Annotated in this window: 12 protein-coding genes and 1 pseudogene; 4 read left to right on the forward strand and 9 right to left on the reverse strand. The window is 73.1% G+C overall.

From position 1 onward, the window contains the following. The first annotated feature begins 919 nt into the window (after positions 1 to 919). Complete coding sequence (locus tag CEB94_RS06390; RefSeq protein ID WP_175431231.1) at positions 920 to 3,376, forward strand: SpoIIE family protein phosphatase; 2,457 nt, start codon at positions 920 to 922, stop codon at positions 3,374 to 3,376. Between the two features lie 65 nt (positions 3,377 to 3,441). Next, the gene (locus CEB94_RS06395) at positions 3,442 to 4,680 is read left to right on the forward strand and encodes a PP2C family protein-serine/threonine phosphatase (RefSeq protein ID WP_175431232.1); all 1,239 of its coding nucleotides are present in this window, start codon (positions 3,442 to 3,444) and stop codon (positions 4,678 to 4,680) included. A 16-nt stretch (positions 4,681 to 4,696) separates the two neighbouring features. On the opposite strand, the gene CEB94_RS06400 is transcribed toward CEB94_RS06395, so the two are convergent. After that, entirely contained in the window at positions 4,697 to 5,152 is a 456-nt protein-coding gene (locus CEB94_RS06400) for an RpiB/LacA/LacB family sugar-phosphate isomerase (protein ID WP_175431233.1), read from the reverse strand. A gap of 353 nt (positions 5,153 to 5,505) precedes the next feature. Between CEB94_RS06400 and CEB94_RS06405 the strand changes: the two genes are divergently transcribed. Together CEB94_RS06405 and CEB94_RS06410 are read left to right on the forward strand one after the other, a co-directional pair. Further along, positions 5,506 to 6,222 carry a lysophospholipid acyltransferase family protein gene (locus CEB94_RS06405; protein WP_175431234.1) on the forward strand — a complete coding sequence of 239 codons (717 nt, stop codon included), beginning with the start codon at positions 5,506 to 5,508 and terminating at the stop codon, positions 6,220 to 6,222. Between the two features lie 59 nt (positions 6,223 to 6,281). Next, on the forward strand, positions 6,282 to 7,307 hold the full coding sequence (locus CEB94_RS06410) for an NAD-dependent epimerase/dehydratase family protein (RefSeq protein ID WP_175431235.1): 1,026 nt from the start codon (positions 6,282 to 6,284) through the stop codon (positions 7,305 to 7,307). 42 nt (positions 7,308 to 7,349) lie between these two features. Here the strand turns inward: CEB94_RS06410 and CEB94_RS06415 are convergent, their stop codons facing one another. From CEB94_RS06415 to CEB94_RS06450, 8 genes and pseudogenes are all read right to left on the reverse strand, one after another. Then, entirely contained in the window at positions 7,350 to 8,951 is a 1,602-nt protein-coding gene (locus tag CEB94_RS06415; RefSeq protein ID WP_175431236.1) for an alpha/beta hydrolase, read from the reverse strand. 130 nt (positions 8,952 to 9,081) lie between these two features. Further along, positions 9,082 to 9,864 (reverse strand): urease accessory protein UreD, encoded by a 783-nt coding sequence (locus CEB94_RS06420; protein ID WP_175431237.1) that lies wholly within the window; start codon positions 9,862 to 9,864, stop codon positions 9,082 to 9,084. Then, the gene (gene ureG, locus CEB94_RS06425) at positions 9,852 to 10,529 is read right to left on the reverse strand and encodes an urease accessory protein UreG (protein ID WP_175431238.1); all 678 of its coding nucleotides are present in this window, start codon (positions 10,527 to 10,529) and stop codon (positions 9,852 to 9,854) included. The genes CEB94_RS06420 and ureG overlap by 13 nt, the downstream gene beginning before the upstream one ends. A 144-nt stretch (positions 10,530 to 10,673) precedes the next feature. Beyond that, the gene (locus CEB94_RS06430; protein WP_175431239.1) at positions 10,674 to 11,348 is read right to left on the reverse strand and encodes an urease accessory protein UreF; all 675 of its coding nucleotides are present in this window, start codon (positions 11,346 to 11,348) and stop codon (positions 10,674 to 10,676) included. Between the two features lie 10 nt (positions 11,349 to 11,358). After that, complete coding sequence (locus CEB94_RS06435) at positions 11,359 to 13,080, reverse strand: urease subunit alpha (protein ID WP_175431240.1); 1,722 nt, start codon at positions 13,078 to 13,080, stop codon at positions 11,359 to 11,361. Beyond that, positions 13,073 to 13,384 (reverse strand): urease subunit beta, encoded by a 312-nt coding sequence (locus CEB94_RS06440; protein ID WP_175431241.1) that lies wholly within the window; start codon positions 13,382 to 13,384, stop codon positions 13,073 to 13,075. The genes CEB94_RS06435 and CEB94_RS06440 overlap by 8 nt, the downstream gene beginning before the upstream one ends. 12 nt (positions 13,385 to 13,396) lie before the next feature. Beyond that, positions 13,397 to 13,699: an urease subunit gamma gene (locus CEB94_RS06445; RefSeq protein WP_020270782.1), complete on the reverse strand. Its 303-nt coding sequence runs from the start codon at positions 13,697 to 13,699 to the stop codon at positions 13,397 to 13,399. A 113-nt stretch (positions 13,700 to 13,812) separates the two neighbouring features. After that, positions 13,813 to 14,453: pseudogene (locus CEB94_RS06450) on the reverse strand (TetR/AcrR family transcriptional regulator). Positions 14,454 to 14,542: the final 89 nt, after the last annotated feature.

Consider the following 14,542-nt stretch of genomic DNA (forward strand, 5'->3'; position numbering starts at 1 on the left):
CGCAGGCACGGGGCTGTCCCGCGCGCCTTGTTGAAGGCACTCCAGCAGGACGTCGGCGATGCCGGGCAAGCGGACCGTGCGGTTCGCCCGGTTCGCCGACCTCGGCGCGACCCGCCGAGCCGCCGACCCGGCCACCCTGCCGCCGCTGCGGCGGACGACCACCCGACCGCCAGGCGCCCACCGAGCCGGCACCACCCGGGAGCGCCGGAGGCCGACCCGGGGCCAAGACGACCACCCAGGCGACACACCAACCAGACCGCCACCACGCCCCCGGCTCGCCGACCTCGGCGCCACCGACCGGCCGCCGACGCCCCCCGCCGCGCTGCGGCGGACCACCACCCCACCGCCGGCGCCCACCGGCCGGCACCACCCGGGAGCGCCGGAGGCCGGCCCGGGGCCAAGACGACCACCCAGGCGACACACCGACCCAGACCGCCACCACCCCCCGGCTCGCCGACCTCGGCGCCACACGGCCGCCGACGCCACCCCGCCGCCGCTGCGGCGGACCACCACCACACCGCCGACGCCCACCGAGCCGGCACCCCCCCCGGAAGCGCCGGCCGCCGGCCCAGGCCGAGGCGACCGCCCAGGCGGCGCACCCCAGCCAGGCCGCCACCGCGTTCCACAGCGGCACCTCTCCGGCAACACCGAGCCTCAGAGGGCCAGGCGCAGAGGGAGCCGAGCAGGGCGGAATCCGCGTAGGCGGGGGGCTCGGGCCTGGCCGTCGCGAGTCGTTCCCCTCTGCCCGCTGACAGGGCCGGGGGCCCGCAAGCGGAGCGGCCCCGGTCCCACGCGGCACCGTCGTCTCACCCGCCTCCCGCCGCCCCGGCCGGCCCTGCACAAGCCGCCCCGCGTCGCCGGAAGGGTGAAGATTGGGGAAAGAGGTGGTAGACCACTCTCAGCGACAGAGAGGTCGGCCGTGGGCGCAGACGAGGTGTACGGCGTTGCCCGGCAGCGGTTCGATGTGGCCGACGCGGCGCCCCTGTTGCTCGATCCACGGGGCGTGGTGACGGGCTGGACCAGCGGTGCCCGGCGGCTGCTGGCGTACCCGGCTGCCGAGGCGGTCGGCAGGAAGCTGGCCGACCTGCTGGCCGCCGAGGACGCGCAGCGTGCGCCGGACCTGGTCGAGCGGTGCCGCAGGGAGGGCGGCTGGACGGGGCTGCTGACGGCCCGCCGCAGGGACGGGCAACTCGTGAGGGTCGCGGCCCGGATCGCCTCGGCCGAGGAGGCGCACGGCGGCTCGCGCTGGCTGATGCTCCTGTCGGAACTGGCCGACGCCCCCGGCTGGGACATGAGCCGCACGGTCCTGGAACAGATGGCGGCGGGCGCCCCTGTCGGTATCGCGATCGTGGACACGGACCTGCGCTTCGTGTGGTCGAACGCCGCCCTGGAGCAGTTCGGCGGCGGCCCGGCGGCGCGACGGCTCGGTCTGCGCTTCGCGGACGTCCAGCCCGGCATGGACGCCCAGGCGGTCGAGGCCCAGATGCGGCACGTGCTGGAGACCGGCGAGGCGGTCATCGGCTACGAGCATGTGGGCCATGTGCGCTCGGCCCCGTTGCGCGAGACGGCGCACATGCTGTCGTTCACCCGGCTCGAGGACGACCGGGGCCATCCGATCGGCGTGTACTACACGGTCGTCGACATGACCGAGCGGCACCGCGCGCGGCAGCGGCTGGCGCTGCTCGACCGGGCCGGCGAGAGCATCGGCCGCAGCCTGGACCTCACGCGCACCGCTCAGGAGCTGGCGGACGTGGCCGTGCCGGGGCTGGCCGACTTCGTCACCGTGGACCTGCTGGAGTCGGTGCTGCGGGGTGCCGAGCCGGCTCCCGGGCCGCTCGCGGACGCGGAGGAGCCGGTGGAGCTGCGCCGCGCCGGCTACCGGTCCGCGCAGGACGACCTCGCGGAGGCCGTCATCGAGATCGGCGAGGTGGTGGCCTTCCGGGCCGGGACGCCGCCCTTCCGCTGTCTGGCCACGGGACGGTCCTGGCGCGAGGAGCGGCTCGATCCGCTGACCCGGGACTGGACCACGGACACCCCGAGCGGCCACCTGGCCACGTTCCGGGAGCTGGACCTGCACAGCGTGATGACCGTGCCGATCCGCTCGCGCGGCACCACCCTGGGGATCACGACCTTCTACCGGCGCCACCACCGGGAGTCCTTCGACGAGGAGGACCTGCGGCTGGCCGAGGATCTCGTCGCCCGCGCGGCCGTCTGCGTGGACAACGCCCGCCGCTACACCCGTGAGCGGGACGCCGCGCTCGTCCTGCAGCGCAGTCTGCTCCCCCACCGGCTGCCCGAGCAGGACGCGGTCGAGGTGGCCGCGTGCTACCGGCCGGCCGACGAGCTGACCGGGCTCGGCGGCGACTGGTACGACCTCATCCCGCTGTCCGGGGCGCGCGTCGCGCTGGTCGTGGGCGAGGTGCCCGGGCACGGCATCGACGCCGCCGCGGCCATGGGGCAGCTGCGGACCGCCGTACGGACCCTCGCGGCGCTGGAGCTGCCGCCCGAGGAGGTGCTGGCGCATCTCGACGACCTGGTGGCGCGGTCGGCGCGGGAGGAGGGTGCGGAGCCCGGCACTGTGGGCTCGGCGGGGACGCAGTGGGGCTCCGGGTGCCTGTACGTCGTCTACGACCCGGTCGACGGCGGGTGTTCGATGGCCGCGGCGGGGCATCCCGCCCCGGCCGTGGTGCTCCCCGACGGCTCGGTCATGTTCGTCGATCTGCCGCAGGGGCCGCCGCTCGGCGTGGGCGGCCCGCCCTTCGAGGCGGCCGAGCTGACCCTGGCGGAGGGCAGCACGCTCGCGCTGCACACCGACGGGCTGCTGGCCCGGGGCGAGACCTGGGCCGTCGACGCGGGCCGGGAGCGGTTGCGCCGGGCGCTGGAGCGGGCGGGTCCCCTCGAGTCGTACTGCAGGTCCGTGGTCGACGCGCTGGTCCCGGCCCGCCCGTACGACGACGTAGCCCTGCTGATGGCCCGGACGAAACGTCTCGGCACCGGGCAGGTCGCGGCCTGGGACCTGCCCTCGGACCCGGCCGTGGTCGCCGACGCCCGCCGCAGGGCCACCCGGCAGCTGGCGCACTGGGGCCTGGAGGAGCTGGCCTTCACCACGGAACTGGTGGTGAGCGAGCTGGTCACCAACGCCATCCGGTACGCCACCGGGACCATCCGGCTCCGGCTGATCCGGGAGCGCGCCCTGGTCTGCGAGGTCCTCGACGGCGGCGCCACCGCGCCCCATCTGCGCCATCCCCGTACGACGGACGAGGGTGGGCGTGGACTGCTGCTGGTCTCCCAGCTCACGCAGCGGTGGGGCACGCGGTTCGTCCCCGAGGGGAAGATCATCTGGGCCGAGCAGTCTCTGGCGGACCTCCCGGAATAGGCCGGTTCAGGTTGGCGCATACCGTGGGAAACTGGTGTGATCCCGGCAGCGGTGAGGCGGCGGCCATGGCGGAGACGGCGATCGACTACGGTGCGGTGTTCAAGGCCCTGCCCGGCATGGTGGCGCTCCTGACACCCGAGCTCGTGTACGCGGACGTCAACGAGGAGTTCGTCCGCGTCTCCGGCCGCTCGCGCGAGCAGCTGATCGGCAAGTATCTGTTCGACGTCTTCCCGGACAACCCGAACGACACGGCGGCGACGGGCATGCGCAACCTGGAGGCGTCGCTGTACCGCGTCCTGGCCACCGGGGAGCGCGACACCATGGCCCTGCAGCGCTACGACGTCGAGGATCCGGAGCGGCCCGGCGAGTGGCAGAAGCGCTACTGGAGCCCGGTGAACGCGCCGCTGCTCGGCTCGGACGGCAAGGTCGTGCTGATCCTGCACCGCGTGGAGGAGGTCACGGAGCTGATCCGGGCCCGGGGCGGCCCTGCGGGAAGCCGGGGCAGCCGGGGCAGGGTGCTGGAGGCCGAGCTGTATACGCGCGCCCGTGAGCTGCAGGAGCTCAACGAGCGGCTGCGCCGGGCGCACTCCCGGGAGCGGGAGGTGGCGCTGGCGTTGCAGGAGGCGATGCTGCCCGCGCCCCGGCAGGTCGGCCACCACCGCGCCGCCGTCCGGTACCGGCCCGCCGTGGGCGCGCTCAACGTGTGCGGGGACTGGTACGACCTGGTCGATCTGGTGGGCGGCGACCGGATCGGCGTGGCCGTGGGCGACGTGGTCGGGCACGGGCTGGAGGCCGCCGGGGTGATGGGCCAGCTGCGCAGTGCGCTCAGCGCGGCCTCCCGGGTCGCCGCGGGACCGGCGCAGGCCCTGGACGTGCTGGGGCGCTACGCCCACGTGATCGACGGGGCCGAGTCGGCGACCGCCGTGACGACCTTCATCGACTGTGACCGCCATGTCATCACGTACAGCAGCGCCGGCCATCCCCCGCCCCTGCTCGTCCACGCCGACGGCCGCACGGAGTTTCTCGACCAGGCGACGGACACGCCGCTCGACGCACGCCCGGACCCGATCCCGAGGCCGCAGGCCGAGACCACGTTCCTGCCGGGCGCCACGCTCGTGCTCTACACCGACGGGCTGATCGAACGGCGCCGCGAGGACATCGACACCGGTCTGGACCGGCTCGCCGACGCCCTGCGCTCCCATCGGGACCAAGACCCCGAGACCCTCGCCGACACCGTTCTGTCGGAGTTGCTGCCCCCCGGTGGCGCCACCGACGACACCGCGCTGATCATCGTGCGCCTGTGAATCGTGCGTCTGTGACCTACATGCGGGTCTTGCCGTGGTCGAGCAGCCGGACGCGGTCGACGTTCTGCCGGTCCTCGGCGTCCGCGCTGGGCCGACCGGCGAACCACGCGTCGAGGATCTCCGTCAGCAGCGGCTCCGACGTCAGCCGCAGGCTGAGCGCGAGCACGTTGGCGTCGTTCCAGCGGCGGGCCCCGTCGGCCGTGTAGGCGTCCGTGCACAGGGCGGCCCGTACGCCGGGCACCTTGTTCGCGGCGATCGAGGCGCCCGTGCCGGTCCAGCAGCACACCACCGCCTGGTCGGCCGTACCGTCGGCGACCTCGCGGGCCGCGGCCTCGGAGCACACCGCCCACTGCGGGTCGTCACCCGGGCGCAGTGCGCCGTGCGGGCGCACCTCGTGCCCCCGCTCGCGCAGGGCGGCCACGAGGGAGCGGGCGACGGGTTCGTCCATGTCCGAGGAAACAGAGATCCGCATGCCTGGCAGGTTACTCGGCGGAGCGGCGAAGGCCACCGGCCCACAGCAGCCGTCCGCCCGCAAGAGCCGGCGGCCCGCCACGCACCCCCACTATCGCGCCAGGCCACCCGTTCGGCTTGCCCCTCGCCCGGGCTGCGCAGCACGCTGGTCCCGTGGTCCTCCCCAGCCGCATGGGCACCACCGGATGCACCCGCCTGACTGACCGTCAGTCAATTGGCGAAGGATCTGTGCGGTCCACCCGCACGAGGTGCCCGGTGGCCGTGCCTGCACCTACACTGGCACCCCACGACATGCCGGTTGACCTGCTGGAACGCGGCGGTTGAGTCCACCGCGAGAGTCGAGGAGCGCCCGCTTTGTTCTACTACCTGCTGAAATACGTGCTGCTGGGCCCGCTGCTGAGACTGGTTTTCCGGCCTCGGATAGAAGGCCTGGAGCACGTTCCCGCGGAGGGCGCCGCCATCGTCGCGGGCAACCACCTGTCGTTCTCGGACCACTTCCTGATGCCCGCGATCCTCAAACGGCGCATCACCTTCCTCGCGAAGGCCGAGTACTTCACGGGCCCCGGCATCAAGGGCCGCCTGACGGCCTTCTTCTTCCGCAGCGCGGGGCAGATCCCGGTCGACCGCTCCGGCAAGGACGCGGGCCAGGCCGCGATCCGCGAGGGCCTCGGCGTGCTGAGCAAGGACGAGCTGCTCGGCATCTACCCCGAGGGCACCCGCTCGCACGACGGCCGGCTCTACAAGGGCAAGGTCGGGGTGGCGGTGATGGCGCTGAAGGCCGGCGTCCCGGTGATTCCCTGCGCGATGATCGGCACCTTCGAAGCGCAGCCGCCCGGCAAGGTCATCCCCAACCTCCACCCCGTCGTGATCCGCTTCGGCGAGCCCCTCGACTTCTCCCGCTACGAGGGCATGGAGAGCGAGAAGGCCATCCTGCGCGCCATCACCGACGAGATCATGTACGCGATCCTCTCCCTGTCCGGGCAGGAGTACGTCGACCGGTACGCGGCCGCGGTGAAGGCCGAGGAGGCCGCCACGAAGGAGCGGAAGTTCCGGCGCATGCCCCTCGGTTGAGCTCTGCTGTCGGCAGAAGCCGGTTACCCGGCCGGCCTGCGGCGATCTACGGTCGCGGCATGAGACGTGCTGTGGTGATCGGGGCGGGCGGGCAGATCGGGAGGCCGGCGGTGCAGGCGCTGGCGCGGGACGGCTGGGAGGTGACGGCCGCGTCGCGCGGCGGCGGCCGGGACGGGAACTGGCCCGGCGAGGTGCGGACGCGGCGGCTGGACCGCGAGGACGACGCGGCGCTCGGTGCGCTGATCGGCGATGGCTGCGACCTCGTGGTCGACATGGTCGCCTACGGGGCCCGGCACGCACGGCAGTTGACGGGCCTGGCCGACCGGATCGGCGCCGCCGTGGTGGTGTCGACCGTGTCGGTGTACGAGGACGGCGAGGGCCGCGGCTTCGACACCATGGGCGAGCCGGACGGGCTCCCGCGGTACCCCGTGCCGATCGCGGAGGACCAGGTGACGGTTGCGCCGGGGGACGCCACGTACAGCACCGGCAAGGTGGCTCTGGAGCGTGAACTCCTCTCGGCGGCGGACCGGTTGCCCACGACCGTGCTGCGCCCGGGCGCGATCCACGGACCGTACAGCCCGCTCCCCCGCGAGCTGTACTTCGTCAAGCGGAACCTGGACGGCCGGCGCAGGCGGGTGCTCGCCTTCCGGGGTGAGAGCCTCTTCCACACCTCGGCCGCGCGCAACATCGCCGAACTGATCCGGCTGGCGGCGGCCCGGCCGGGCTCGCGGGTGCTCAACGCCTGTGATCCGCGGCCGTCGACCGTGTCGGAGATCGGGGCGGCTGTGGACGCGGTCATGGGGGTGGAGACGGAGACCGTCCTGCTGGACGGGCCGGCGCGGGCGTCGGTGGGCAGCTCGCCCTGGTCGGTGGAGCTGCCGGTGGTGTGCGACATGTCCGCAGCAGAACGGGAGCTGGACTACCGGCCGGTCGTGACCTACCCGGACAGCCTGCCGGAGACGGTCGAGTGGCTCACCCGCCGGCTGTCCGGGCAGGACTGGCGGGAGGCGTTCCCCACCCTCGCCCGCGTCTACCCGGATCTCTTCGACTACGCGGCGGAGGACGCCTGGTTCGCGGGGCCGTGAGGGAGGGGCGACCGTCCCCCTCCCTCACGGCATGGACGACTGCTACGGCTTCGGCGTGGCGTGCGGCGCGCACGTCACGTCGGCGCCGTCCAGCTTGCCGGTGAGCAGGTAGCTGTCCACCCGGGGGTTGATGCACGGGTTGACCAGGCCGGTGACGCCGTGGGAGCCCGCGTCCTTCTCCGTGATCAGACGGGAGCCCTTGAACCGCTTGTGCAGCTCCACGGCGCCCTCGTACGGGGTGGCCGCGTCCCGCTCGGACTGGACGATGAGCACGCCGGGCAGGCCCTTGCCGGTCTTGACGTTCACCGGGGTCTGCTGCTTGGCGGGCCAGGTGGCGCACGGCAGGTTCATCCAGGCGTTGGCCCACGTCATGAAGGGGTGGTCCTTGTGGAGCCGCGTGTTGTCGCGGTCCCACGTGCGCCAGCTGGTGGGCCACTTGGCGTCGGTGCACTCCACGGCCGTGTAGACGGCGTTGCCGTTCTCCGAGGCCGCGTTGCCCGCCGTGTCGGACAGGTCGGGGGCGGCGGCGTCGACGAGCGCCTGGGTGTCGCCGGCGACGTACTTGCTGAAGACCGACGCGACCGGCGCCCAGGAGGAGTCGTAGTACGGGGCGCTCTGGAAGAAGGAGATGAGCTCGGCCGGGCCGACGACCCCGCCGATCGGGTTCTTCTTCGCGGTGGCGCGCAGCTGGAGCCACTTCGCCTGGACGGCGGCACGGGTGGTGCCCAGGTGGTAGGTCGCGTCGTTCTCGGCGACCCAGTCCTGCCAGTCCTTCCAGCGGCCCTCGAACGCCACGTCTTGGTCCAGGTTGGCCTGGTACCAGATCTTGTCCCGGGACGGGTTGACGACACTGTCGACGACCATGCGGCGCACGTGCCCCGGGAAGAGGGTGCCGTAGACGGCTCCCAGGTAGGTGCCGTAGGAGACGCCGAGGAAGTTGAGCTTCTTCTCGCCGAGGGCGGCGCGGATGACGTCGAGGTCGCGCGCGGTGTTCGGCGTGGTCATGTGCGCCAGCATCGCACCGCTGCGCTCCTGGCAGCCCTCGGCGTACTCGCGGGCCAGCTTGCGCTGGGCGAGCTTGTCGGCCTCGGAGTCGGGCACCGGGTCGGCCTTGGGCGCCTTGACGAACTCCTGCGGGTCGACGCAGGAGATGGGCGCGGACTTGCCGACACCGCGCGGGTCGAAGCCCACGAAGTCATAGGCCTTGGCCGCGTTGGCCCAGACGGCGTTCTTGCTGGTGACCCGGGCCGGGAAGCGCAGCCCGGAGCCGCCGGGGCCGCCCGGGTTGTAGACGAGCGCGCCCTGCCGCTCGGCCTTGGTGCCCGTGTTGCCGATGCGGTCGACGGCGAGCTTGATCTGCTTGCCGTGGGGTTTGGCGTAGTCGAGCGGCACGGTGACGTACCCGCACTGGATCGGCTTGGCCAGGTTCCAGTCGGCGGGGCAGTCCTGCCAGTCGATGCCGGCCTTCGCGGCCCGGGCGGCGGCGATGGCGGCGCCCCGGGCCTCCCGGTCCTGGCCGTGGCCGCTGCCCGCGTCGGCGTTCGCCGTGGGCGCCGCGACGGCGCCGGCTATCAGCGTGGCCGTGACGAGCGCGCCGGCCGAACCGAGCGCCGCCACCCGCCTCTTCGGTCTCGAACCCCTCAAGGGGGACCTCCCCGTACCTCGTTGCGATCAGTACGGGGGATCCTCCCGGTTGTGAGGTCCCTGACAACAGAGCCGGACGCCCTTCTTTGCCAATCCGATAAACGGAGAACGCGTGCTGCTCTACGGACGTCTACGTCTTCGGCAGCGACGCGAGGGCCTCGTCGAGCAGCCGCCGCAGCCGCAGGGCGTCCGGCGCCACCGCCGTCACCAGCGCGGCGGGCCCCGCGAGCGGCACGATCGAGCCCCCCTCCCCCAGCGCCCTGGCCGTCACCGGCTCGGCGGCGAACTCCGGCCGCACAACGACCAGTTGACCGACGGCCCGATGCCCCGCCAGCACGGCGGGCCCGTCCCAGCCACCCGGCGCGCCGGGTCCGCAGGCCAGTTCCTGGTCGAGCACGGCCCGCCCGGCGACCCGCACGGTCAGACGGCTGGCGAGCCGCCCGGGTTCCTCACCGACGCGTCCGAGCACCTGCTCCTCGCGCAGCACGAGCCGGGCGGTGGCGGCCAGCTCGACGCGGGTGGTGACCCGCAGGTCACTGCCGTGGGCGGAGATCAACTGCTCGGGAAGCCACTGCAGTTCACCGTGGTCGGCGACACTGAGCCGGACGTCGTAGCGGGCACCGCCCTTCGCCTGCCCGGGCAGCGCGATGGTGGCGGCGGCCGACCCGACGGACAGCCGCGCCCCCTCCTCCACCCGGCCCTCCACGGTGAAGTGGTCACCGCCGAGCGGCCCGCTCATCGCACCGACCAGCATGACCCGCGCCTCGGCGCCGACGGCCCGGGTGCGCCGCAGCGCCAGGGGCCCGTCGCTCTCCAGCACGGGCAGCGAGGTCCCGCCCCGCCCGTCGTCACGGGCGACGATCCGCGCGACGGACCGCACCCCGGCACCGGCACGCACGGTCAGGCCGTCCACGCGGCGAGCTGCGCACGCACCCACGCGGCGACGTCCGCCACGCCGGTCTCGCTGCGCAACGACTGGAAGACGACGGGCAGTTCGGCACGCTGCGCCTTGGCGTCGGCGGCCATCCGGGCGAGGTCGGAGCCGACGTGCGGGGCGAGGTCGGTCTTGTTGACGACGAGCAGGTCGGCGGTGGTCACGCCCGGCCCGCCCTTGCGCGGGATGTCGTCGCCCCCGGCCACGTCGATGACGAAGATCTGCGCGTCGACGAGCCCCCGGGAGAAGGTCGCGGTGAGGTTGTCCCCGCCGGACTCCACGAGCACCAGATCCAGCGGCCCGACCGCGTCCTCCAGGTCCTCCACCGCTTCCAGGTTCGCGGAGATGTCGTCCCGGATCGCGGTGTGCGGGCAGGCCCCCGTCTCCACGGCGGTGATCCGCTCGGGCGGCAGCACCGCCTCACGGAGCAGGAACTCGGCGTCCTCCCGCGTGTAGATGTCGTTGGTGACGACGGCGAGCGCCAACTCGTCGCGCAACGCCCGGCAGAGCGCGGCGACCGTGGCGGTCTTCCCGGACCCGACGGGGCCGCCGAGCCCGATGCGGAGCGCTCTGCGGGTGCCGTCGGGGCGGTGGGCGTCTGCGCTGAGGGCGGTGGGGGCGTTGTGGTGGTGGTCGAGGTGCATGTCTGACTCCTGGTGGGGCGGGCCCGGGTTTGCGGGCGATGCGGGATGGCGGGCGCCGGCGTCGGGGTGCGGGTGAGCGGGGGCTGGTCGCGCAGTTCCCCGCGCCCCTGAGCGGGTTGGTCTTCGCGGCGTTTCTCAGGGCAGCTACGAGGCGAACAGCCGTACCGGCCACCCCGCATGCACCTCCGCGCCGATCTCCAGCAGAGGCGCCGACCCGGCGGGCAACGCGTCGACGCCCTCGTCGACCGTCTTCCGGGCCGCCTCCACCGCCCGGTCCACGACGCGGTCCACCTCCGGCGCGAGCCGGGCCAACACCCTCGTCGCGTCGAACGGATCCAGACTGAGCAGCCGCACCGTCGCCGACGCGGGCCCGCTCACACTCTCGTACGCCGCGCAGTACGCGGCGTCGACCGGCCCGAGCCCCGCCGCCCGGGCCGCCAGCCCCAGCACCACCGGCTGGTGCGCCCCCTTGGGGAACGCTCTGCCGAGCGCGTCGAGCTCGGCGGACGGCCAGGTCGCCCGCGCCGCCCGCAGCAACTGCCGCCCCAGCTTCCGCGCGGCGACCCGCAGCGCGGGCGACGGTGTACGCGCGTCCGCGGCACGGTCCAGCGCGACGGGATCGATCCCGAGCGCCGCGGCCGCGGACAGCCCCGCCGCCACCAGCCCCGCCGTGTGCAACCGCCCCCGGCAGAACTCGCCCAGGCTCGCCGCCCCACTGATCCGCCCGGCCTTGACCGCCGCCTCGGCGCCGCCGGAGTGCGCATGCCCCCCGGCGGGAAACCGCCCGTCGGCCAGGACGAGAAGCGCTGCACGCGACATCAGACCACCCTCAGAACAGGAAGTACCGCTGAGCCATGGGCAGTTCGGCCGCCGGGGCCGCCTCGACCAGCTCTCCGTCGATGTGCACGGCGAAGCTGTCGGGGTCGACCCGCACCTCGGGCCGCGCGTCGTTCTCGCGCATGTCGGCCTTGGTGACCCCGCGCGTCGACTCGATCGCCACGAACCGCTTCCCGAGCCCCAGCCGCTCCGGCAGCCCGGCCTCGATCGCCAGGGGCGCGACGAAGTTGACGGAGTTGGAGGCCGGTGCCCGTCCGATCGCCCCGTACATCGGTCGCGGCAGGACCGGCTGCGGCGTGGGGATGGAGGCGTTCGCGTCTCCCATCTGGGCGTAGGCGATCTGCCCGCCCTTGATGACGAGCTGCGGCTTGACGCCGAAGAACGCCGGCTCCCAGAGCACCAGGTCGGCCAGCTTGCCGCTCTCCACCGACCCGATCTCCCGGGCCAGGCCCTGGGCGAGGGCGGGGTTGATCGTGTACTTGGCGACATAGCGGCGTACCCGGCGGTTGTCGGCCCGTCCGTCGCCGGGCAGCGCGCCCCGCCGGCGCTTCATCACGTGCGCGGTCTGCCAGGTCCGCATGACGACCTCGCCCACGCGCCCCATGGCCTGGGAGTCGGAGGAGATGATCGAGATCGCGCCCAGGTCGTGCAGCACGTCCTCCGCCCCGATCGTGGAGGGGCGGATCCGGGACTCGGCGAAGGCCAGGTCCTCCGGCACCGCCGGGTTGAGGTGGTGGCACACCATCAGCATGTCGAGGTGTTCCTCGGCGGTGTTGACGGTGAACGGCCGGGTCGGGTTCGTGGAGCTGGGCAGCACGTACGACTCGGAGACCACGGTCATGATGTCCGGCGCGTGCCCGCCGCCCGCGCCCTCGGTGTGGTACGCGTGGATGCCCCGCCCGGCGATCGCGGCCAGGGTGTCGCCGACGAACCCGGCCTCGTTGAGCGTGTCCGTGTGGATGGCGACCTGGATGCCCGTCCGCTCGGCGACGGTCAGCGAGGCGTCGATGACGGCCGGGGTGGAGCCCCAGTCCTCGTGCAGCTTCAGGCCGAGCGCGCCGCCCCGGATCTGCGACAGCATCGCCTCGTGGGAGACGGTGTTGCCCTTGCCGAGGAACCCGATGTTGAGCGGGTAGGCCTCCATCGCCTCCAGCATCCGCGCCAGGTGCCAGGGACCGGGCGTCACGGTGGTGGCCTTGGAGCCCTCGGCCGGTCCCGTACCGCCGCCGACGAGGGTCGTGATGCCGGAGGACAGCGCCTCATCGGCGATCTGCGGGCAGATGAAGTGCACATGCGCGTCGATCGCGCCCGCCGTGAGGATCCGCCCGTTGCCGGCGATGATCTCGGTCTCGGGGCCGATGACCAGCTCCGGGTGGACGCCGTCCATGGTGTCGGGGTTGCCGGCCTTGCCGATGCCGGTGATCCGGCCGTCGCGGATGCCGACGTCGGCCTTGACGATCCCCCAGTGGTCGATGATCACCGCGCCGGTGATGACCGTGTCGGGGGTTCCTTCCGCCCGCGTGGCCCGTGCCTGGCCCATGGACTCACGGATGACCTTGCCGCCGCCGAACACGGCCTCGTCACCGGCGAGCCCGGGGCCGCCGGAACGATCCTCCTCGATCTCGACCAGCAGGTCGGTGTCGGCGAGCCGGATGCGGTCGCCGGTCGTCGGACCGAACAGGTCGGCGTAGGCGGCACGTGAGATCTCAGGCATCGAGGGCACCTCCGGTCTCCCCGCGCAGGCCGGGCACGACCCGGGCGCCGGCCAGCGGAACGAGTTCGATGTCGACGGGGATCCCGGGCTCGAAGCGCACGGCTGTGCCGGCGGCGACGTTCAGCCGCTTGCCGCGCGCGGCGGCGCGGTCGAACTCCAGACCGGGGTTGGCCTCGGCGAAGTGGTAGTGGGAGCCGACCTGCACGGGCCGGTCGGCGGCGTTGAGGACGGTGAGCCGGGTGACCTCGCGGCCCTCGTTGTACGCAATCGGGTCCTCGGCGAAGAGGATCTCTCCGGGAATCACGGCGGCTCCCCGTCAGACGATCGGGTCATGGACGGTGACGAGCTTGGTGCCGTCCGGGAAGGTGGCCTCGACCTGGACGTCGTGGATCATCTCCGGGATGCCCTCCATGACGTCGTCCCTGGTCAGGAGCTTGCGTCCGGAGGACATGAGCTCGGCGACGGTCCGGCCGTCCCGCGCGCCTTCGAGGATGTGCGAGGTGATGAGCGCGATCGCCTCGGGGTGGTTCAGCTTCAGCCCGCGGGCCCGGCGCTTCTCGGCCACGTCGGCCGCCACGTGGATCAGCAGTCGTTCTTGCTCGTGCGGGGTCAGTTGCACGTCCCACCTCACAGTCCTCGCTCCGGGCCGTGCGGGGCCCAGCTGCCGCTGCCACGGGGCAAAGTGCCAGGTGGCGTGGATCGGCAGGCTAATTGGACCGCGTTTCGGGCACGTTAACCGAGCTGTGATCCACCGGTGTCCCCGCCGCGCATGCCCGTCAGGGCCCGCAGACCGTCCCGGAGGACCTCGACCGGGGCGGGTCCGAAGAGGGACTGCTGCGCGATGAACCCGAGCGCGGAGGCGATCATCGTGCGGGCCACATGGTCCGGCGCCACATCCGCCCGCATCATGCCGGCCTCCTGATAGCCCTCGACGATCCTCCCCAGGCCGCGCGGACCGAGCCGTAGCCCTCCCGCAGGAGGACCGCCAGTTCCTCGTTGCGCAGTGTCTCCGTCCACACCTGGATGACGAGCCGCGGAAAAGCGGGCCGGCCGTCCACGACCAGGGACTCACGGGCGGCGAGCGTCCTGCCGAGGACCGAAGCGACGAGTTCGTCCGGCGGCGGTGGCGGACTCTGGCGTGCCGCCTCCTCGAATGCCTCGCGGACGGAGCCGAGCGTCTCCGCGACGATCGCGCCGATCAGCTCCTCCTTGCCGCTGAAGTAGCGGTACACCGCCCCCGCCGAGAGGTCGACCTCCTTCAGCACGTCCTGCATCGACGTGGCGTGGAAGCCGTTGCGGGCGAAGCAGAGCGCGGCGCCGTCGAGGATCTGACGGCGGCGGGCGTCGAGATGTTCCTGGGACACGCGGGCCATGGTCCACAACATAAAACGAATATTCATTCTTGACAAGGAGCCGCGAGCGGAGCACGGTGACAGCGCATCAAAACGAACGATCCTTCTTT

The organism is Streptomyces hawaiiensis (assembly GCF_004803895.1).
Lineage (GTDB): Bacteria > Actinomycetota > Actinomycetes > Streptomycetales > Streptomycetaceae > Streptomyces > Streptomyces hawaiiensis.

Coding starts and splice junctions, on each gene's coding strand:
- CEB94_RS06395 (WP_175431232.1), top strand. CDS start 3,442: ATGGCGGAGACGGCGATCGACTACGGTGCGGTGTTCAAGGCCCTGCCC.
- CEB94_RS06400 (WP_175431233.1), bottom strand. CDS start 5,152: ATGCGGATCTCTGTTTCCTCGGACATGGACGAACCCGTCGCCCGCTCC.
- CEB94_RS06410 (WP_175431235.1), top strand. CDS start 6,282: ATGAGACGTGCTGTGGTGATCGGGGCGGGCGGGCAGATCGGGAGGCCG.
- ureG (WP_175431238.1), bottom strand. CDS start 10,529: ATGCACCTCGACCACCACCACAACGCCCCCACCGCCCTCAGCGCAGAC.
- CEB94_RS06430 (WP_175431239.1), bottom strand. CDS start 11,348: ATGTCGCGTGCAGCGCTTCTCGTCCTGGCCGACGGGCGGTTTCCCGCC.
- CEB94_RS06435 (WP_175431240.1), bottom strand. CDS start 13,080: ATGCCTGAGATCTCACGTGCCGCCTACGCCGACCTGTTCGGTCCGACG.